This window comes from Halorubrum coriense DSM 10284, assembly GCF_000337035.1.
Taxonomy (GTDB): domain Archaea; phylum Halobacteriota; class Halobacteria; order Halobacteriales; family Haloferacaceae; genus Halorubrum; species Halorubrum coriense.
Map to the genome: position 1 here is coordinate 13,185 of NZ_AOJL01000017.1, position 18,585 is coordinate 31,769.

Consider the following 18,585-nt stretch of genomic DNA (forward strand, 5'->3'; position numbering starts at 1 on the left):
GAATCCCCGGTGCGATTTATAACCCGTCTCGCCGAACTCGGAGACATGTACCACGTGTTGCTCGGTGTCGCGCTCGAAGACGAGCCGCGGGCGATCGCACAGGCGAAGGCGATAGCCGACCTGCCGGCGGCTCCGGAGGCGGTGACCGCGCACCTCTGTCACGTCTTCCAAGACAACCCGGAAGGCGCGTCGGTCCACCAGCTCGGAACGGTGCGGCGCGCCCGAGAGGTGCTGGAGGCGGCCGGCGTGAACTGCGCCCACCACGAGGCCAGCGGCGACCCCGGCGAGGAGCTCCTCGCGGCCGGGGACGCCGTCGACGCCGACCTCGTCTGCGTCTCGGGGCGGAAGCGGAGCCCGGCCGGGAAGGCCGTCTTCGGCAGCACCACGCAGGCGGTGATTTTGAACGCCGACCGCCCCGTCCTGACCGTTCCGGTCGCCGACGAGGACTGAGCCGAGGAGGGTGCGGCGGGGTCCGACGGGACCCGTAATCGACCCCCTTAGGCGGGGGGCCGCCCGGTCGCGCGGAGGCCGAGGACCTCCCGCGCCGCGGTCCCGACCGCGTCGACGTGCTCCGCCGGACAGTAGACCCCGAGCGTCCAGCGGCGGCGCTCGGCGGCGCGGAGGCCGGTGACGAGCTCCGAGGCGTCCTCCAACCGCTGCGGGACGCCGTCGACGACGACCGCGGAGCCGGACTCCTTGAGGGCCGGGCGCGAGGGGATGTCGACGATCACCGCGTCGCGGTCGATCCCGACGTCGTCCGCGATCTCGCGTTCCGCCGCGCGCTCCTCCGGCCGGCCCGCGTCGACCGTCCCGGTCGGCACCTCGTCGAGTTCGGCCCAGACCGCGCGCTTGTAGAGGTCGCGCCGCTCGATGCGCTCGCCGAGCGCCGGCACGCGGTCGCGGAGCTCGACGAGGAGGTCGTGGTCGGCCATCCGCCGGAACGACTCGGCGTCGGCGTCCGTGCGGTCGAGGTAGCGCTCGCAGGCGCGCTCCAGCATCGCGCCCGCGACCCGGGAGACGTGGTGACGGTAGACGACGGCGTTCATGAGCGAGCGCGCGACGAGGAGGCTCTCCGCGGTGGCGACGTTCCCCTCGTCCAAGACGAGGTCGGCCGACGCCCCCGCCTCGTCGCCGCCGATCAGTCGGAGCTCGGTGACGAGCCGACCGGTGTCGACGGTGCCGTACGGGACGCCCGTGTGGTGCGCGTCGCGCACGAGGTAGTCCATGCGGTCGACGTCGAGCTCTCCGGAGACGAGGGGGCCGAGCGCGCCCTCGCCGTCGATCAGCGCGGCGACGCGCTCCGGGTCGAGCCCGTTGCGTTCGAGCACCTGACAGACCTCGCGGTCGGCGTCGGTGAGCAGCCACCCCACGTCGTCGTGGTCGCGGCCGGTCGCCCGCCGGATGATCCCCTCGGTCTGGTGGCCGTACGGGCCGTGCCCCACGTCGTGGAGCATCGCCGCGGCGCGGACGTGGGCCGCGGTGTCGTCGTCGACGCCGAGCCCGTCGACCGCGCGGCGCGCGAGGTGGTAGACGCCGAGGCTATGTTCGAACCGCGTGTGGTTCGCGGAGGGGTAGACGAGCCGAACCGTGGACAGCTGTTTGATGTGCCGCAGCCGCTGGAACGCGGGGGTGTCGACCAGCTCCGCGGCGACGTCGCCGAGCCGGACGTGGCCGTGGACGCTGTCTTTGATCGCCTTCATCCGCTTCCCTCGGTCCGGGTCACTCGTCGACGACGTCGATCCCGAACCGTTCCTCGAGCGCGCGCACGACCGAGCCGCCGACGCCGGCGGTCGCGGCCCGCCCGTCCTCGACCGCGAGGAGGTCGTCCTCGTCGACCTCCAGCTCGGCCGCGAGATCCTCGACGGTCAGCCCGGCGTCCTGCCGGGCCTCCGTGACGACGTCGCCGTAGCCGGAGACGAGGTACGGGAGGCGGTCCGACTCGTAGCTCGTCCCCTCCTCCTCCCAGCGCTTCGAATCGCCGGTGGCGGAGTCGTACATCTTCGCCTGCTTGCGGGCGAGCTCCTTGTTCCGGCTCTCCGTCGGCTGCGAGCCGGCCCCGGCACCGCCGGGGCTCCCGCCCGCGCTCCCGCCGCTCGGCCCGCCACGATCGCTCGGGGCGTTGCCGGCGTCGTCGTGGGGGCGGCAGTTCGAACACACGAGCAGCTTCGCGCCGGCGACCGTCGCCTTGCGGAGGTCCGCGGTCTCGCGGCCGCAGAGCTCGCACGCGTCCCCGTCGTCGCCGCCGCCGCCGCCGCCCGTCGAATACTTCGGCATACCGCGAGTAGTGGAGCCGGACCGTTAAAAACTCGTGGAGGGCGTCGCTCGCCCCCGCCGGGGACCGCGGTCCCGGCTCCGTTCTCGCGGACGAGGTCCGACGAGAGGTCGCCCGTCGACGGCTCGACCGCCACGTCGAGCGACGCGACGGGCATCTCGACGGACGCGCGCTCAGGCGTCAGGTTTGACGGGGTTCGGCGCGGTCACTCGGTCGAAGTGTACGGCAGGAGAGTCCACACGTTCGAGAGCAGCGCACTGCGCCGCTGTCCCGTCTCGAAGGTCGCCGTCCAGCCGTCGTCGGTGACCCGAACGGTTCCGGCGTATCGGTCGCCCGGTGTCCGTCCGACGAATCGCCGTACTTCGAACTCGTACTCGGTCGCCGGCGGGTCGCCTCGCGGCGTCAACCGCTCCAGCCGGAACGACGCGTTCCCGTCGAGCGGGGTCGTCGTGTGCTCCGCCTCGTATCCGGCCCTGATCGCGTCCAGTATCGCCGCTTTCTCCCCGTCCGAGGGCTCCTCGGCCCGACCGGTCTCGATGATCTGGTACGGATCGTCCCACTCGTTCGCCGGCTCGTCTCGACCCATCATCTACCGAACCGATCGCGGGGCTTCGACTTACCCCCACTTGCCGAGCGAATTCACGTTCGCTGACTGGTTTCACACCGCTGAAACGACCGCCGCCACACGGTCAGATATATGATCTCCGGGGCTGTGGTAGTAGTAACGGATGGTAGCAGCGACCGACCGCGATCCCCGTCGAGTCCTCTCGAAGCGTCACGACACGATCGAACTGCTCCTCGATGACGCGTACTCGAAGCCGGAGCTCGTGGAGGAACTCGGGTGCTCGCGTTCGACGGTCGATCGAGCCGTCAACGAACTCCTCGAGACCGGATGTATCGAGCGGACGCGACGCAATGCCAGCCGGTACTCCGCGACGACGCTCGGCGGACTCATGTTTCAAGCCCATCGAACGTACCGGGAGACCGTCGACGACCTCCAAAGCGCCGCACCGGTCCTGACGACGATGCCGGCCGACGCCCCGATCAGCAGCGCTATCATCAGGGACGCCGAGATTCATCGGTCCGTCCGGACGCCGGACATCGCGTTCCGCCCCGCTCAGGAGTTACTTCCTGACGCGACGAGGATGATCGGCACCGCACCCGTCGTCTACCGCGAATACTTCCAAGTCCTCAACCGGCGGTGCGATCGAGGCTCGTTCGAACTCGAGATCGTGATGGAGTCCGACCTGTCCGATTCCGTCGCGGAGAACTACAGCGCCGAGTTCGAGACCCTCACCGGGTTCGATAGCACGACCGTCTACCGGACCGACGAGTCCGTTCCCTACGGCCTGTGGGTCATGGAACTCCCGGAGTCCGCGGTCGCCGGCATCACCTTTTACAACGAGGGCGGGGTCCCCGGCACGATCGTGAACGAGTCGGCCGACGCCGTCGAGTGGGCGACCGAGCGGTACGCGGAGTTCAAGCGGACCGCCGTCGAGAGCACCTAGCCCGACCGGGGAGACGCCGGCGGGGACGCTTCGGAGAGCCCTCTCCGTCCGGCCAACGCCGACGTTACGGCCCGAGGTACCCCCACGCCTGAAGCCGGTCGCCGTCGCCGTCGACCCAGCGCTCGCCGATATCGTCGCGGTAGTACATGTTCGGCATCACGATCCGGTCGATGCGGTCGTACGCCTGCTCGCGCGCCGCGCCCATGGTCTCGCCCTTCCCGGTGACGACGATCGGCATCCCGCTCTCGCCCGCGACGCGCCACTGACCGTCGACCTGCTTCGCGTCCTCCAAGTGGACGCCGTCGCGCTCCGCCGTCTCGAAGACGACCGCCGCGTTCCGCGAGTTCTCGTCGTACGTCTCCTCGTCGTCGAAGGGGAACGGCGGGAGGACGACCCTGACGGCGATCTGGTAGCCGCCGTGGAGTTCGGGCTCCGGCGCGTTCCCGTGCGCGAGGTCGTAGAAGAACTCGGCCGTCGACGACTCGATCGACTCCTCCTGGAGGGCGATGGTCGGGTAGCCGAACCGGGGCGTGAACTCCAGCGGGTAGATGCCCGTCTCGTTGACGATACAGTTGACGTCGATGCTGCCGACGTACCCCTCGTCGGCGAGCCACCCCTCCAGCTTCCCGAGCGTCTCCCGGAACAGCCGGTTCCGCCCCGCCCAGAACATCGAGGTCCCCATCTCGCCCGTCGAGGGGCCGATGTTCCCCGGGAACAGCTTCTTGTGCTCGAAGTTGAAGTTCACCCGGTCGACGAACTCGTCGCCGTCGAAGAAGCCGCAGACCGCGACCTCGACGCCCTCGACTTTCCGCTGGAGCTGGAACCCCTTCATCCGGTGGCCCCACGCCTTCTCGTACGCGCTGAGCACGTCGACCACGTCGCTGCCGTCGTCCTCGTCGCCGACGTAGAGGAGTCGCTTGACGTTCTGGACCTCGCCCAGCGGCTTGATCACGTACGGCGCGGGGTTTTCCCGGACATGCTGTATCCCGGCGTCGAACTCGCGGAACACGTGGTGTTCGACGGTGTTGACCCCGTTCTCTTCGAGCACCTCCATCGCGTACCCGCGGTCCTCTTCGAGGCGGTCCGTGTTCGGCGTCCCGCCGACGACGGCCTTCCCCGCCTCGCGGAGCTCCCGCGCGAGCGCCCCGGTCCCGACCTCGGACCCCACCCAGATGTCGTCGAAGACGATCACGTCGGCCCAGTCGACCTCGGCGCGCCAGTCGTCCGTCTTCGGGACGAACCCGTCGCCGATCTCCCGGTCGCTCTCGGCCTCGACGTAGTACTTCACGGCGTGGCCCTCGCGGTGTACCTGCCACGCCAGGTCGGCTATCAGCGCCGCGTCGGCCGAGACGAAGAGGAAGTTCGCGGTATCCATGCGGGGCCGTCTCCGGCGACGAACTTGAGTGTGGGTGCCGACCGACCGCGATGGTTGAAACGTTAACGCCCGGGTTGATGAAGGACCGCGTGGTCGATCCGGGTATGCCAAGCGTGACACGGGACGGCGTGACGATCGACTACGCCGTCGACGGGGAGCCCGGCGAGCCGACCGTGCTGCTGCTCGAGGGACTCGGGTACGGCCGGTGGATGTGGCGGTGGCTCGCCGAGGCGTTGGCCGACGACTACGAGGTGCTCCGGCCGGACAACCGCGGGACCGGGGACTCCGACGCGCCGGAGGGGCCGTACACCGCGGCCGAGATGGCGGCCGACGCGGCGGCCGTCCTCGACGACCGCGACGCGGACGCGGCCCACGTCTGCGGCGCGTCGATGGGCGGGATGATCGCGCAGGAACTGGCGCTCGCCGACGACCGCGTCGCCTCGCTGACGCTGCTCTGTACCTCGCCCGGGGGCGACGACGCGACCCCGACGCCGCCGGACGTCCAGAAGCACATCTCCTCCGCGCCTGAGGACGCGGCCCCGCGCGAGCGGATCCGCTACCTGATGGAGCCCGCCGTCTCCGACGGCTTCTACGAGCGCGAGCCGGAGCTCGTCGACCGGATCGTCGACTGGCGGCTGGCTGGCGACGCGACCCCGGCGGGCCGCGAGGCGCAGGCGGCCGCGGTGGCGGCGTTCGACGCGAGCGGCCGGCTCGACGCGGTCGACGTGCCGACGCTCGTCCTCCACGGGACGGCGGACCGGGTGCTCCCCGCGGAGAACGCGGAGCTGCTCGGCGAGCTCCTCCCGCACGCGGACGTCGACCTGTTCGACGGCGGCCCGCACCTCTTCTTCGTCGAGGAGCGCGAGCGCGTGAACGACCGGATCCGGGCCTTCCTCGGCGGGGTCGCCTGAGATGGCGACCGGAGACGGTCCGCGGTCGGACGACCGCACGGGGGAGCGCGAAACCGAGTCGGACCACAGGCCGCACCCGCACGGCGACCGGGGCTACGAGTGGGTCGGGTCGCTGTCCGCTCGCCGCGCGCGGCTCTCGCCGGACCGCGTCGCGGTCACCGACACGGCCGCGGACGACGAGTTCACGTACGCGGAGTTGGACGAGCGCGCCAACCGCACCGCGCGCTTCCTCCGCGACGCCGGCGTCGAGGCGGGCGACCGCGTCGCCGTCGTCTCGCGGAACCGCGTCGAGCTCGTCGACCTGTTCTTCGCGACCGGGAAGACCGGGTCGGTGCTGGCCCCGCTCTCGCACCGGCTCGCCGAGCGCGACCTCGCGGCCGTGCTGGGAACCGTCGACCCCGAACTGCTCCTCGTCGAGACGCCGTTCTGCGGCGACGTCACCGACGCGTTGGAGCGGGCGGACGTCGAGCCCGCGGTCCGCTCGATCCCGACCGACGGCGACGACGCCTGGCGGCCGTACACCCGCGACCTGCCGGCGGACGGCTCGCCCGTCGAGACCGCCGACGTGTCGCTCGCGGACCCGCACCTGTTCTTACACACCGGCGGCTCGACGGGCACGCCGAAGGAGACGGTGATCAGTCACGGCGCGATCCGCTGGAACGCGTTCAACACCGTCACCGCCTGGGGGCTCCGCCAGGACGACGTGACGCCGATGGTGTTCCCGATGTTCCACACCGGCGGCTGGAACGTGCTCACCGTCCCCTTCTTCCAGATGGGGGGCCGAATCCTGTTGAGTCCGGAGGTCGACCCCGGCCGCGTCCTCCGCGACGTCGAGCGCGAGTCGGCGACGACGCTGGTCGCGGTCCCCGCCGTGTTGCGGATGATGGCCCAACACGACGAGTGGGACGACGCCGACCTCTCCTCGCTCCGGTTCGTGAAGAGCGGCGGGGGTCCCTGCCGGGAGAGCGTCATCGCGGCGTGGCGCGACCGCGGCGTCGAGATATCGCAGGGGTACGGGCTCACCGAGTGCGGGCCGAACAACTTCGCGATGCCGGACGACTTCCCGCCGGAGAAGACCGGGAGCGTCGGCGTGCCGGCGCTCGCGGTCGACGCGCGCGTCGTCGACGAGGACGGCCCGGTCCCGGACGGGACGGTCGGCGAACTCGAACTCGCCGGGCCGGCGGCGGCCGACCGGTACTGGGACGAGCCGGACGAGACCGCCGAGACGTTCGGGGACTGGGTGTCGACCGGCGACCTCGCGCGCGTCGACGAGGACGGCTACTACCACATCGAGGGGCGCAAGAAGAACATGTTCGTCTCCGGCGGCGAGAACGTCTATCCGCCCCGCGTCGAGGACGCGCTCACCGACCACCCCGCGATCGAGGAGGCGGTCGTGATCGGCGTCCCGAGCGAGCGGTGGGGGACGGTCGGCAAGGCGATACTCGTCGGCGACGAGTCGCTCTCGCTCGCCGACGTGGAGTCGCACCTCGCCTCGCGCGTCGCCCGCTTCGCGGTGCCGAAGGAGCTGGCGTTCGTCGACGAGATGCCGACCGCCGGCCCCTCGAAGATCGACCGCGCGGCGCTGAAAGACCGGTTCGGCGAGTAGGGCCCGGTCGCGCTCCGACCGTCGAGCGCGGGCTATCTCGCCCGAGCGGACGGATTTCGACAGATATACGGGTCTAACAGGAACAACCATTATGTATTCGGAGAATAAGGAGGGGGCATGCTCGACGTCACGATGGACATGGAGCAGTTCGACTGCCCGTTCATCGACACCTCCGCCGACCACGACGTCTCCTTCTCCGCCATGCACTGGCAGTTGGACACGGCGGCGGAGCAGCTGGAGACCCGGCTGCTCGTCGAGTCGCCGGACCGGTACGAGCTCGGCGACGGGCTCACGGCGCTCCGCGACCACGAGAACATGGCCGAGTACCGGCTGTTCTCGAAGCGGGACGGGACGGCGATCATCCGGACCGTCATCGAGGAGACGAACGCGATGTCGACGATAACCGACCACGGCGGCTACATCACCGGCCCGTTCCTGATCGAGGACGGCTCCGAGCGCTGGCAGGTCGGGTTCGACGACGAGGCGACGACGGAGGCGGCGCTCCACGACTTGGCGAAGGGCAACGAGTTCGTCGTCGAGGAGCGCTCCGAGCTCTCGATGGAGGCCCTGTTCGACACGATGCGGAACGCGAACGCGGCCTCGACGATGCTGGACGCGTGCCGCGACCTGACGGACGTCGAGCGCGAGACCATCGAGTCCGCGGCCGACGCCGGCTACTTCGAGTCGCCGCGCGAGGCGACGCTGTCGACGCTCGCGGACGAGTTCGACGTCTCCACCGCGGCCGTCTCGAAGAACATGCGCCGCGGCGAGAAGAAGCTGCTCCGCAGCGTCGTCGCCGCGCTCGACGGGCTGGAGTAGCCGGCGGCGCGGCGGCGAGCGACGTTCGAAACCCGGGGTTTGAGGGCGATATCGGACGAAATCCGCCGAATCCGCGTGGACTGTTAACATCTTAACTCGGCCATTGATGATGGTGTCCGTCGTCGAACAGTGTATGCGAGACGAACACACACGGCGAGCGTATCTGCGAGGAACCGGGGCCGCGGTCGGCGCGGCCGGACTCACGGGACTGGCCGGCTGTTCGGGCGGCGGGGACGGCTCCGACGGCTCCGACGGCGGCGACGGGATGGACGGCTCGGACGGCTCCGACGGCTCCGACGGCGGGGACGGCTCCGACGGGGGCGACCTCTCCGGGGAGACGGTACGGATCGGCGCGCTCCAGCCGACCTCGGGGGACCTCCAGTACTACGGCCAGATCAGCCTCCGCGGGTTCTACTCAGGGCTGGCGTACAAACACGACCTCGACCCGATCGAGGAGGCCACGCCGGGGACGTACACGATCGAGCCGGAGGGCGGCCCGACCTACGAGATCATCGTCGAGGACACCGGCTTCAGTCCGGACACGGCCCAGAGCGTCGCGACGGACCTCGTCTTAGACGAGGAGGTCGACGTCCTGTTCGGGGGGACCTCCTCTGACAGCGCGCGTCGGCTCATCAACACCGTCGTCGACGAGACCGACGTGCCCTACCTCATCGGTCCCGCGGCCGACGCCGGCATCACGGTGAGCGACGAGTTCTGCCACCCGCTCGCGTTCCGCGCGAGCGAGCACACCGCGATGGACGCGCGGGCCGGGGGCACGTACGTCGCCGAGAACTTCGACATCGACACGGTCGCGGTGTTCGCGTCCGACAACGCGTTCGGACAGAGCGTCGCGGAGAACTACACGCAGGTCTTGGAGGACAACGGGGTCGACGTCCTCGAACCCCGGTTCGTCGAGGTCGGCTACTCCGAGTTCGACGGGCTCTTCGAGCAGGCGGTCTCGGACGGCGCGACGGGCGTCGTCGGCGGCTTCACGGCGTCGACGCTGCCGCAGTTCCTCACCTCGGCCATCTCCTTCGACGTCCAGGTGTTCGGCGGGTTCGCCGCCTTGCTGACGACGCAGCTCATCGGCGGCACCATCGAGTCGGCGCTGGGCGAGGGGTTCACCGAGCAGGACATCAAGGACGCCGGGCTCGGCCCGTTCACCAGTCGGTACCACTGGAACCAGTACGAGAACCCGATCAACGAGGAGTTCCGGCAGCTGCACATCGACGCGTACGGCATCGTGCCCGACCTGTTCAGCTCGGGGACGTTCACCGCCGCCTCGGCGCTCTCGCAGGCCGTCTCGGAGTCCGGCTCCACCGAGGGCGCGGACATCGCGGACGCGCTCCGCGGCATGACGGTCGCCGACACCCCGAAGGGCGCGGACGGGTACACGTTCCAAGAGCACAACAACCAGGCGGCCTCGCAGATGACGGTCGCGTGGCCGGTGCCGACGAGCGACGAGTACGCCGACACGTGGGACGCGCCGATCATGCCCGGCCAGCCCCTCGAACGCCTCGACGCCGAGGACGTGATGGTCCCCGAAGAGGACGCGAGCTGCTCGCTGTAATGCTGCTGGAGACCGAGGGGCTCACGAAGCGTTTCGGCGGCATCACCGCCGTCGACGGCGTCGACTTCGCGCTGGAGGCCGGCGAGCTCTGCTCGATCATCGGCCCGAACGGCGCGGGGAAGACGACGTTCTTCAACCTGCTCACGGGCGTGTTGGAGCCCTCCGACGGGAGCATCCGGTTCGCCCCGTCGGGCGACGGCGGCCCGGAGCCGGCCGTGGACATCACCGCGGCCTCGCCGAACGAGACGGCGCTCGCGGGGATCCACCGCTCGTACCAGATCACGAACCTGTTCCCGACGCTGTCGGTGCTGGAGAACGTCAGGGTCGCGGCGCAGGCGAGCCGCGGGAGCGACTCGTGGAAGCTGTGGCGCAACGTCGCCGACTTCGAGGAGCACTACGCGGAGGCGACGGCGATCCTCGAACGGATCGGGCTCGCGGACGAGGCGGAGACGGTCACGGAGAACCTGAGCCACGGCGAGAAGCGCAGCCTCGAGATCGGCGTCGCGCTCGCCGGCGACCCGGACCTGCTCCTGCTCGACGAGCCGACCGCCGGCGTGTCGAGCGAGGGCGTCGACGAGGTCGTCGCGCTGATCGAGGACGTGGCGGCCGACCACTCGGTGATGCTCATCGAGCACAACGTGGAGATGGTGATGGATGTCTCCGACCGGATCGCCGTCCTCCACCGCGGCGAGTTGATCGCCGACGGCCCGCCGGAGGACGTCCGCGGCGACGAGGCCGTTCAGGAGGCCTACCTCGGCGGCTACGGCCGCGAGGAGTCGGCGGAAGGCGGCGAGCACGCCGAGGGCGACGCGGCCGCCGACGGCGGACGACGTGCGAGCGCCGGAGGTGGGCCGCCGTGACGACTCTCGAACTCGACGAGGTCCACACCTACTACGGCGAGAGCCACATCCTCCAGGGCCTGTCGCTGTCGGTCGAGGCGGGCGAGATCGTCGCCCTCGTCGGCCGGAACGGGGTCGGGAAGACGACGACGCTCCGGACCGCGCTCGGGCTGACGCCGCCCCGCGAGGGGACGGTCCGGTTCGACGGGGAGGACGTCACGGGGATGGAGCCACACGAGATCGCCGCCCGCGGGATGGGATGGGTGCCCGAAGAGCGACGAGTGTTCTCGCACCTCACGGTCGAGGAGAACCTGCGCGTCGCCGCCCACTCCGCGGCCGACCCGAGCGCGCAGATCGCGGAGGCGTACGAGCTGTTCCCGGCGCTCGACCGCTTCAGCGACAAGGGGGCGGGCGACCTGAGCGGCGGCCAACAGCAGATGCTCGCGATCGCCCGCGGGATGGTCGGCGACAACGACCTGCTCCTCGTCGACGAGCCGAGCGAGGGGCTCGCGCCGCAGATCGTCGAGGACGTGGTCGAGGCGCTGCGCGCGGCCTCGGCCGACACGACGATGGTCCTCGTCGAGCAGAACTTCCGACTGGCGATGGACCTCGCCGACCGCTTCTACCTCGTCGACCACGGCGTCGTCGTCGAGGCGGGCGAGACCGCCGGCGTCACGAGCGAGGACGAGCGCATCCGGAGGTACCTGACCGCATGAGCCTCGCACCGCTCGCGGGGGCCGCCCCGCAGATCGCCTCGCTCGTCGATCCGGGGGCGCTGCTCGCGACCGGCGGCGCGGTCGACGGGCTCCGGACGGCCGCCCGCGTGCTCGCGGAGGGGATCGGCAAGGGCGCGGTGTACTTCACCATCGCGGTCGGCCTGACGCTCGTCTTCGGGCTGATGGGCGTGCTCAACTTCGCGCACGGCGCGGTCGCGATGGTCGGCGCGTACCTCGGCGGACTGGTGCTCGTCCTCGTCGTCGGCGCGAACACGGGGACGCTCGCGACGATACTCGTCTTCTTCGTCGCGCTGGCGCTCGTGTTCGCGGTGACGACCGCCGCCGGCAGCGCGATGGAGGTGGCGCTCATCAGGCCGATCTACGACCGGACGCCGACCTACCAGATCCTGTTGACGTTCGGCGTCTCGCTCATCATCGAGGAGGTCGCGCGGATCGTCTTGACGCTCCGCGGGATCCAGCCGAACCCGCAGTGGCAGGCCCCGATGGGCACCGCGCCCGACGTGCTGCTCGGCCGCACCGAGCTGTTCGGCGTCGGCGTCAGGCGGCTGTACCTCTTCGAGGTCGCGATCGGCGCGCTCGTCGCGGTCGCGGTCTGGGCCTTCCTGACGAAGACGCTGTACGGGCTCTACATCCGCGCCGGCAGCGAGGACACCGAGATGGTTCAGGCGCTCGGCATCGACGTGCGACAGGCGTTCACCGTCGTGTTCGGCGTCGGGACCGGCCTCGCAGCGGTCGGCGGCGTCCTGCTGATGTGGGACCCGATCTGGGGGCCGAGCGTCCTCCTGAGCATCGACGTGCTGCTGTACGCGTTCGTCGTCGTCATCATCGGCGGCCTCGGGAGCTTCACCGGGACGCTCGTCGCGGCGGGCATCGTCGGCATCGCCGACTCGGTGACGACGTGGCTGTTCACCACCGGGATCGTCACCTTCCCCGGCCTCTCCGAGGTGACCATCTTCCTCCTGCTCGTGGTGATGCTGATCATCCGCCCGCAGGGGCTCTACGGCGTCGAGGAGGTGGGGGGCCATTAGCGACCCCGACCCCGGCGTCGACGAGGCGGACGCTCCGGCCGATTCGGACGCCGCTGTCAACGAAGCGGACACACCGGTCGACGACGCGGACGCCCCGGTCGACGACGCGGACGCCCCGGTCGACGAAGCGGACGCCCCAGTCGACGAAACCGATCCGATCCCGCCGTCGACCGCGACTGGCGGCCTCCGCGAGTACCTGTGGGACCACGCCGTTCACGCGGCCGTGATCGTCGGATTCGCCCTGTACCCGCTCGCCTACGAGGCGCTGCTCGCGACGCCCGCGGCGCCGTTCGCGGAGGCGTTCCTCCCCGCGATCACGTTCATGGTCGTGGTGTTGTACACGGGCCTGTTCGCGATGAGCTTCGACTTCATCAGCGGCTACACCGGCTACCTCTCGTTCGGCCACGCCGCGTTCTACGGCACCGGCGCGTACTTCGTCGTCCTCGCCGCGAACGGGCAGGTGCCGGGGATCCCGGGCGGGACGCCGTTCATGATCACGCTCCTGCTCGGCGCGGTGGTGGCCGGTCTGCTCGCGCTCGTCATCGGGTCGGTGTCGTTCCGGCTCACGGGGGTCTACTTCGCGATGATCACGCTCGGCTTCGCGCAGGTGATCTACGAGCTGATCCGCTCGTGGGGGTACGTCTCGACGAACCCGACCGAGGGCGCGACGGTGAGCGGCGACGCGCTCGCGATCGGCGTCCCCTACGTCGACGCGCTCAGCCTCGACGTGGGGCGGCTCACCGGCGAGAGCGTCGAGAACCTGCTCGGGCTGGGGATCGACTTATCGACGACGGTGGTCTCGTACTACGCGCTCGGGATCGTCGTCGTCGGCTGCTACTTCGCGATGCAGCGGATCCTCCACTCGCCGTTCGGGCGCGTGATGATCGCGATCCGCGAGAACGAGGAGCGAGCGCGCGCGGTCGGCTACCCGACCTACCGGTTCAAGCTGGCCGCGTTCGCCATCAGCGGCTTCTTCGGCGCGGTCGCGGGCGGCGTCTTCGCCGCCTACTCGCGGTCGGTCGCGCCCGACGGGACGTTCTACTTCCTCGTCACCGCCGACGCGCTGATCACCACGATCATCGGCGGGTTCGGCACCCTCGCGGGGCCGGTGTTCGGGACCCTGTTCACGCAGGGGTTGGAGGACGTCCTCTCGACCGAGAGCGGCGGGGTGGCCACCCTGTTGCGCGAGGGGCTCCCGGCGAACGTCCTCGAAGCCGACCTCTTCGGGGTCAGCTTAGAGCTGTTCGTCAACACCGCGGTCGACGGGCGCGCCCCGCTGTACCTCGGGATCATCTTCGTGCTGTTCGTGCTGTTCGTCCCGAACGGCATCCTCGGGACGCTGCGCGACCGGCTCGGCGGCACCGTCGGGAAGCGGCTCCCGGACTACCTGCGACGCTACCGCCGGTAGCGTCGCCGGCTCGCGGTTCCGCGGTCCCCGTCGCGCGGCGCGCGACGGGGACCGCGACGCTGACATGTAACACATGACCGACACCACACGACACGACGGACCGAATCGAACGCGGCGCGGAGGCGACGGATGACCGTCGGGATCACCGGACTCGGGACGTACGTGCCCGACGAGACGATCACGGGCGAGGCCATCGCGGCCGAGAGCGGGATCCCGGAGGACGTCGTCGTCGAGAAGATGGGCGTCCGCGAGAAGCACGTCTGCCCGCCCGACGACGACCACGCGACCGACATGTCGGTGACGGCGGCCGAGCGCGCGCTCGCGGACGCCGACGTCGACCCGACTGACCTCGACGTGGTCCTCTATCACGGCTCCGAGTACAAGGACCACGTCGTCTGGTCGGCCGCGGCGGCGATCACCGACCGGCTCGGCGCGACGAACGCGTACGCGACGGAGAGCTACACGCTCTGTGCGGGCGCGCCGATCGCGCTCAGACAGGTGACCGCCCAGCTGGAGGCAGAACCGATCGACGCGGCGCTGCTCGTCGCCGCGAGCCGCGAGGAGGACCTCGTCGACTACGGCAACGAGGACGGCTCCTTCATGTTCAACTTCGGCAGCGGCGCGAGCGCATTCGTCGTCGAGGCGGCGGACGCGGGATCGGCGGACGACGAGGCTACCCCGTTCGACGGTCGCGCCCGAGCCGTCGTTCACGCGAGCGCGGCCGAGACCGACGGCTCGTTCGCCGACGACGTGGTGATGCCGGCGGGCGGGTCGAAGCGCCCGCCGAGCGAGGAGACCGTCCGCGAGGGACTTCACACCCTCGACGTCCCCGACCCGGACGGGATGAAAGAGCGGCTCGGACCCGTCTCGCTGCCCGCGTACCTCTCGGTCGCCGACACGGCGCTGGAGCGGTCCGGGTTCGACCGCGACGACCTCGACTTCGTCGCGCTCACCCACATGAAGCGGTCGTTCCACGAGCGCGTCCTCGGCGAGCTCGGGCTCGACCCGGGGAGCGACGGCTACTACCTCGACGAGTACGGCCACGTCCAGAGCGTCGACCAGGCGCTCGCGCTGGAGCGGGGCGTCGAGACGGACCGCCTCGAACCGGGCGACCTCGGCTGCCTGCTCGCGGCCGGCACGGGGTACACGTGGTCCGCGACCGTGATTCGGTGGCGGGGATGACGCGTCCCAGAGAGCGCTCGGCCGTCGCTACGCGGAGTCGTGCGGCAGCGAGAGCACCGTCGCCTCGCCGGAGAGGACGCGCTCGTCGCGTTCGGGGACGGTCGCGCTCGTCTCGACCGCGATCCGGTCGCCGCCGAGGTCGTCGATGACGCTGACGCTCGCTTCGACCGTCTCGCCCGGATACACCGGCTTCTCGAACGACAGCTCCTGCGAGAGGTAGACGATGTCGCCGGAGAGCCGCGCGAGCGCCGCGGAGACGACCGCGGCCGAGAGGATCCCGTGCGCGACGCGCCCCTCGAACATCGTCTCGACGGCGTACTCGTCGTCGAGGTGGATCGGGTTCTCGTCGCCCGAGAGCGCCGCGAACGCCTCGATCGTCTCCTCGGTGATCGTTACCTCGTGGGTCGCCGTCTCGCCGATCGTCGCGACTGGCATACCGATCGGACGCGCGCCGGCCGCCTCAACCCCGCGGTTCAGCCTCGAACCCGCGTCGGCGTCGCCGGGGTGTGACCCATTTCAGTCGTCGGCCGGCGCGTCGACCACGTCGACGTCGGTGGGGTTCGCGCCGCCGTACGCCTCGACCAGTTCGTCCAGCCGCTCTGGGTCGTCGGCGTGGGCCAGCGGCTCGGTCGCCGTCTCACACTCGCTGTCGACGCCGAGGCGGTCGCAGACCTCGTCGGCGGTCGTCTCGGCCATCTGCCGGTAGGTGGTCAGCTTGCCGCCCACGACGCTGTAGAGGCCGGCCGCGTCGTCGCGCTCGTGGTCCAGCAGCGTGAAGCCGCGGGAGATACCGCGGCGGTCCGACCCCGCCTCGTCGGGCGAGTACAGGGGACGGACGCCCCACCACGTCCGGACCGTCGGCGCGTCGGCGACCGCGGGGAGCATCGCGGCGCACTCCTCGACCGAGCGCTCGACCTCCCAGTCGGCGCGCTCGTACTCGTCCGGGTCGGAGACGGGAACGCTCGTGGTCCCCAGCACGACCTCGCCCTCGTGGGGCACGACGATGTCGCCGTCGTCGGGGTCGCGACATCGGTTCAGCACGGGCGTCGCTCCGTCGTACTCCACGGAGACCATCACGCCTCGACTCGGGGCCATCCCGACCTCGACGCCGGCCATCTCGGCGACGCCGTCGGCCCACGCCCCGGTGGCGTTGACGACGATTTCGGGCGACAGCGTGGCGTCGACCGCGCCGCCGACGCGGACCGTCTCGATCTCGCCGTCGGTGACTGTCACGTCCTCGACGGGCGCGTGCGGGTGGACGGTCGCGCCGTGGCGCTCGGCGTCCGCGGCGTTGGCCGCGACTAGCCGGGACGGGTAGATGACGCCGTCCGGGACGCGGAACGCCTCCGCGACGTCGTCTGAGAGGTCCGGCACCGCCTCGCGCGCGGCGTCTGCGTCGAGCCGTTCGGTCTCGATCCCGATCGCCTCGCAGGCCGCGATCTTCTCCTCGAAGTAGTCGGGGTCGTCGCCGTCGAGTCGGACGAAGAGGCCGCCGGTCTCCCGGACGCACGCGCCGGCGACGTCGCGGAGCGTCCGATTCTCGACGATACACTCCCAGGCCCCCTCGGCGTCGGCCTCGGCGTAGCGGGCCCCGCTGTGGAGGAGACCGTGCGACCGCCCGGAGGTGCCGCTGCCGAGTCCGCCGCGGTCGACGAGCGTCACGTCGACGCCGCGCATGGCGAGGTCGCGGGCGAGTCCCGTTCCCGTCGCGCCGCCGCCGATCACCAAGACGGTCGGGTCGTCGCTCACGCGACGGTCACCCCGGCTGCCGCGGGAGCGTGCTCCGCCGCGAGACGCCGTCGATTCGGGCCACTGTCGAGCATGGGATAGATACGCATTCTGCGCACTTGAGGCTGCCGTCGGACTAGTGAAAAACCGGTTTCAAAAGGGGTTTTACCGGCCGAATTCCGCATCCGGCTGCGACGGTCGCTCAGCGCGATCCGCCGGCGTCGGCGGGGCAGGTGTCGACGCCGAGCACGGAGTAGAGACCGCAGGTCCCGGTCGCGGCGGTCGCGAGCATCGCGATCGCGACGACGCCGAGCACCGGGGCCGCGATGTCGGGGAGGGGCGCGGATCCCGCGAGCGTGGCTAACGAGACGGCACCGGCAACGGCACCGACCGCGGTCCTGACGCGCTTGTCCGTCGAACCGACGTTTTGGTTCATACGTCACAATACGGCGCACGGCCGTATGAAGCTTTTCACCGCTGACCCGCCCCGTCGCGTTGACCCGAACTCGTCGAGCCCGGTCTGCGAGGTCGCGTCGGGGTCGTCCCCGTCCGTCCCGACCGGCTCGCCGTGGTCAGCCGCGATCGACCGCGCAGCCCCGAGGCCCCCGACAGCGACGCGCGACGCGCGATATCCTCGTCGCCGAGCCGCGCCGCGGCCGCGCCGTGGACCGCGCCGTAGCGCTCGCGGAACTCCAGCCGGGCCCGCTCGTAGTCCGCGACCGGGTACGGGTAGCCCTCGCCGATCCGCACGCCGACCTCACGCTGGACCGCGAGCGGCGTCTTCTCGGGGGCGTCGAGGTGTGCGGCGGGGAGCGGGTCGAGCTCGGGGACCCACCGCCCGACGAACTCGCCGTCGGGGTCCTGATCGCGGACCTGCTTGCGGGGATCGTACAAGCGCAGCCCCGGGCGGCCGACCAGCCCGCACTGCGACTGCCGCTGGGTGTAGTTGATCGCGGGGTCGCCGTCGATCAGGTGTTCGTAGAAGTGGTCGGCACCGATCCGCCACGGCTGCTGGAGGACGTGGAAGTAGACGCTCGCGCACAGCGCCCGCATCCGGAAGTTCAGCCGCCCCGTCTCGCGCAGGCAGCGCATGCTCGCGTCGCCGTCCGTACCGCCCGCTCGCGGTGGCGGTCGCGACGACGTCCCAGCCGGCGTCGACGAACCGCGCGAGCACGTCGAGCGGGTCGCCGTGGGCGTACGTCAGCCCAGCCCCGCCAACGTCGCGGTACTGGCGCTCGAGGTCCCGTAGGCAGTCGTGGCGGAACTCGACCCGAGCGTCGCAGGCCGCCCCGCGCTCGTCGTAGAACGCGGGCTCGAAGACGAACAGCGGGAGGATCCGCTCGGCGTCCGCCGCAGCCGCCGCGAGCGCGGGGTTGTCCGCGATCCGCAGGTCGTCGCGGTGCCAGACGACGGTGCCCGGTTCGTCGGGAGCGTCGTCGGACGGGGTGACCGAGCGGATCGCTTCCGGATCCGGAGCCGTCGGAAGCGGCGCGTCCTCGCCCGTGGCCATGCGTTGCTTCCGTTACGGGTTCCCGTCGCGTGGGCCTGTCGGCCGGGGGCGGACGCGCGGCGGTTCCGGGCACGGGAAACGTTGAATAGGGT

General features: G+C 70.8%; 18 protein-coding genes and 1 pseudogene. 11 read left to right on the forward strand and 8 right to left on the reverse strand.

Going from position 1 to position 18,585, the window contains the following annotated elements:
• Window positions 1–45 precede the first annotated feature (45 nt).
• Window positions 46–450 (forward strand): universal stress protein, encoded by a 405-nt coding sequence (locus tag C464_RS03250; RefSeq protein ID WP_006112095.1) that lies wholly within the window; start codon window positions 46–48, stop codon window positions 448–450.
• A 47-nt stretch (window positions 451–497) separates the two neighbouring features.
• Here the strand turns inward: C464_RS03250 and C464_RS03255 are convergent, their stop codons facing one another.
• The 3 genes from C464_RS03255 to C464_RS03265 all read right to left on the reverse strand — a co-directional run bounded on the left by C464_RS03255 (window position 498) and on the right by C464_RS03265 (window position 2,858).
• Window positions 498–1,700, reverse strand: coding sequence for an HD domain-containing protein (locus tag C464_RS03255; protein ID WP_006112096.1), 1,203 nt, complete (start codon window positions 1,698–1,700; stop codon window positions 498–500).
• A 19-nt stretch (window positions 1,701–1,719) separates the two neighbouring features.
• Entirely contained in the window at window positions 1,720–2,274 is a 555-nt protein-coding gene (locus C464_RS03260; protein ID WP_006112097.1) for a helix-turn-helix domain-containing protein, read from the reverse strand.
• A gap of 203 nt (window positions 2,275–2,477) precedes the next feature.
• Window positions 2,478–2,858 (reverse strand): hypothetical protein, encoded by a 381-nt coding sequence (locus C464_RS03265; protein WP_006112098.1) that lies wholly within the window; start codon window positions 2,856–2,858, stop codon window positions 2,478–2,480.
• A 142-nt stretch (window positions 2,859–3,000) separates the two neighbouring features.
• Between C464_RS03265 and C464_RS03270 the strand changes: the two genes are divergently transcribed.
• The gene (locus C464_RS03270) at window positions 3,001–3,780 is read left to right on the forward strand and encodes a helix-turn-helix transcriptional regulator (RefSeq protein WP_006112099.1); all 780 of its coding nucleotides are present in this window, start codon (window positions 3,001–3,003) and stop codon (window positions 3,778–3,780) included.
• 64 nt (window positions 3,781–3,844) lie between these two features.
• On the opposite strand, the gene C464_RS03275 is transcribed toward C464_RS03270, so the two are convergent.
• Window positions 3,845–5,155 carry a phosphoribosylamine--glycine ligase gene (locus tag C464_RS03275; protein WP_006112101.1) on the reverse strand — a complete coding sequence of 437 codons (1,311 nt, stop codon included), beginning with the start codon at window positions 5,153–5,155 and terminating at the stop codon, window positions 3,845–3,847.
• Between the two features lie 104 nt (window positions 5,156–5,259).
• Here C464_RS03275 and C464_RS03280 point away from each other — a divergent pair, with 104 nt between their 5' ends.
• The 9 genes from C464_RS03280 (at window position 5,260) to C464_RS03320 (ending at window position 15,255) form a co-directional block, all read left to right on the forward strand.
• Window positions 5,260–6,066, forward strand: coding sequence for an alpha/beta fold hydrolase (locus C464_RS03280; RefSeq protein ID WP_049910812.1), 807 nt, complete (start codon window positions 5,260–5,262; stop codon window positions 6,064–6,066).
• Between the two features lies 1 nt (window position 6,067).
• A complete protein-coding gene (locus C464_RS03285; protein WP_006112103.1) occupies window positions 6,068–7,672 on the forward strand; it encodes a class I adenylate-forming enzyme family protein in 1,605 nt (534 codons plus the stop codon).
• Window positions 7,673–7,789: 117 nt separating this feature from the next.
• Window positions 7,790–8,491, forward strand: coding sequence for a helix-turn-helix domain-containing protein (locus C464_RS03290; RefSeq protein WP_006112104.1), 702 nt, complete (start codon window positions 7,790–7,792; stop codon window positions 8,489–8,491).
• 133 nt (window positions 8,492–8,624) lie between these two features.
• On the forward strand, window positions 8,625–10,061 hold the full coding sequence (locus tag C464_RS03295) for an ABC transporter substrate-binding protein (RefSeq protein ID WP_049910814.1): 1,437 nt from the start codon (window positions 8,625–8,627) through the stop codon (window positions 10,059–10,061).
• Window positions 10,061–10,921 (forward strand): ABC transporter ATP-binding protein, encoded by an 861-nt coding sequence (locus tag C464_RS03300; RefSeq protein ID WP_006112106.1) that lies wholly within the window; start codon window positions 10,061–10,063, stop codon window positions 10,919–10,921. Before C464_RS03295 ends, C464_RS03300 begins: the two co-directional genes overlap by 1 nt.
• Window positions 10,918–11,616 (forward strand): ABC transporter ATP-binding protein, encoded by a 699-nt coding sequence (locus C464_RS03305; RefSeq protein ID WP_006112109.1) that lies wholly within the window; start codon window positions 10,918–10,920, stop codon window positions 11,614–11,616. Before C464_RS03300 ends, C464_RS03305 begins: the two co-directional genes overlap by 4 nt.
• Window positions 11,613–12,665: a branched-chain amino acid ABC transporter permease gene (locus tag C464_RS03310; protein WP_006112110.1), complete on the forward strand. Its 1,053-nt coding sequence runs from the start codon at window positions 11,613–11,615 to the stop codon at window positions 12,663–12,665. Before C464_RS03305 ends, C464_RS03310 begins: the two co-directional genes overlap by 4 nt.
• A 223-nt stretch (window positions 12,666–12,888) precedes the next feature.
• On the forward strand, window positions 12,889–14,073 hold the full coding sequence (locus tag C464_RS03315) for a branched-chain amino acid ABC transporter permease (RefSeq protein WP_006112111.1): 1,185 nt from the start codon (window positions 12,889–12,891) through the stop codon (window positions 14,071–14,073).
• 129 nt (window positions 14,074–14,202) lie between these two features.
• On the forward strand, window positions 14,203–15,255 hold the full coding sequence (locus C464_RS03320; RefSeq protein ID WP_006112113.1) for a 3-oxoacyl-ACP synthase: 1,053 nt from the start codon (window positions 14,203–14,205) through the stop codon (window positions 15,253–15,255).
• Between the two features lie 27 nt (window positions 15,256–15,282).
• Here the strand turns inward: C464_RS03320 and C464_RS03325 are convergent, their stop codons facing one another.
• From C464_RS03325 to C464_RS19910, 4 genes and pseudogenes are all read right to left on the reverse strand, one after another.
• Window positions 15,283–15,690: a MaoC family dehydratase gene (locus tag C464_RS03325; RefSeq protein WP_006112114.1), complete on the reverse strand. Its 408-nt coding sequence runs from the start codon at window positions 15,688–15,690 to the stop codon at window positions 15,283–15,285.
• A gap of 81 nt (window positions 15,691–15,771) precedes the next feature.
• Window positions 15,772–17,004 carry an FAD-dependent oxidoreductase gene (locus tag C464_RS03330; protein WP_006112115.1) on the reverse strand — a complete coding sequence of 411 codons (1,233 nt, stop codon included), beginning with the start codon at window positions 17,002–17,004 and terminating at the stop codon, window positions 15,772–15,774.
• A 181-nt stretch (window positions 17,005–17,185) separates the two neighbouring features.
• A complete protein-coding gene (locus tag C464_RS03335) occupies window positions 17,186–17,419 on the reverse strand; it encodes a YgaP family membrane protein (protein ID WP_006112117.1) in 234 nt (77 codons plus the stop codon).
• A 3-nt stretch (window positions 17,420–17,422) separates the two neighbouring features.
• Window positions 17,423–18,493 (reverse strand): annotated as a pseudogene (locus tag C464_RS19910) (FAD-binding domain-containing protein).
• Between the last annotated feature and the right edge of the window lie 92 nt (window positions 18,494–18,585).

Coding starts and splice junctions, on each gene's coding strand:
- C464_RS03310 (WP_006112110.1), top strand. CDS start 11,613: ATGAGCCTCGCACCGCTCGCGGGGGCCGCCCCGCAGATCGCCTCGCTC.
- C464_RS03280 (WP_049910812.1), top strand. CDS start 5,260: ATGCCAAGCGTGACACGGGACGGCGTGACGATCGACTACGCCGTCGAC.
- C464_RS03260 (WP_006112097.1), bottom strand. CDS start 2,274: ATGCCGAAGTATTCGACGGGCGGCGGCGGCGGCGGCGACGACGGGGAC.
- C464_RS03285 (WP_006112103.1), top strand. CDS start 6,068: ATGGCGACCGGAGACGGTCCGCGGTCGGACGACCGCACGGGGGAGCGC.
- C464_RS03265 (WP_006112098.1), bottom strand. CDS start 2,858: ATGGGTCGAGACGAGCCGGCGAACGAGTGGGACGATCCGTACCAGATC.
- C464_RS03250 (WP_006112095.1), top strand. CDS start 46: ATGTACCACGTGTTGCTCGGTGTCGCGCTCGAAGACGAGCCGCGGGCG.
- C464_RS03275 (WP_006112101.1), bottom strand. CDS start 5,155: ATGGATACCGCGAACTTCCTCTTCGTCTCGGCCGACGCGGCGCTGATA.
- C464_RS03300 (WP_006112106.1), top strand. CDS start 10,061: ATGCTGCTGGAGACCGAGGGGCTCACGAAGCGTTTCGGCGGCATCACC.
- C464_RS03295 (WP_049910814.1), top strand. CDS start 8,625: ATGCGAGACGAACACACACGGCGAGCGTATCTGCGAGGAACCGGGGCC.
- C464_RS03320 (WP_006112113.1), top strand. CDS start 14,203: ATGACCGTCGGGATCACCGGACTCGGGACGTACGTGCCCGACGAGACG.
- C464_RS03255 (WP_006112096.1), bottom strand. CDS start 1,700: ATGAAGGCGATCAAAGACAGCGTCCACGGCCACGTCCGGCTCGGCGAC.
- C464_RS03270 (WP_006112099.1), top strand. CDS start 3,001: ATGGTAGCAGCGACCGACCGCGATCCCCGTCGAGTCCTCTCGAAGCGT.
- C464_RS03335 (WP_006112117.1), bottom strand. CDS start 17,419: ATGAACCAAAACGTCGGTTCGACGGACAAGCGCGTCAGGACCGCGGTC.
- C464_RS03290 (WP_006112104.1), top strand. CDS start 7,790: ATGCTCGACGTCACGATGGACATGGAGCAGTTCGACTGCCCGTTCATC.
- C464_RS03325 (WP_006112114.1), bottom strand. CDS start 15,690: ATGCCAGTCGCGACGATCGGCGAGACGGCGACCCACGAGGTAACGATC.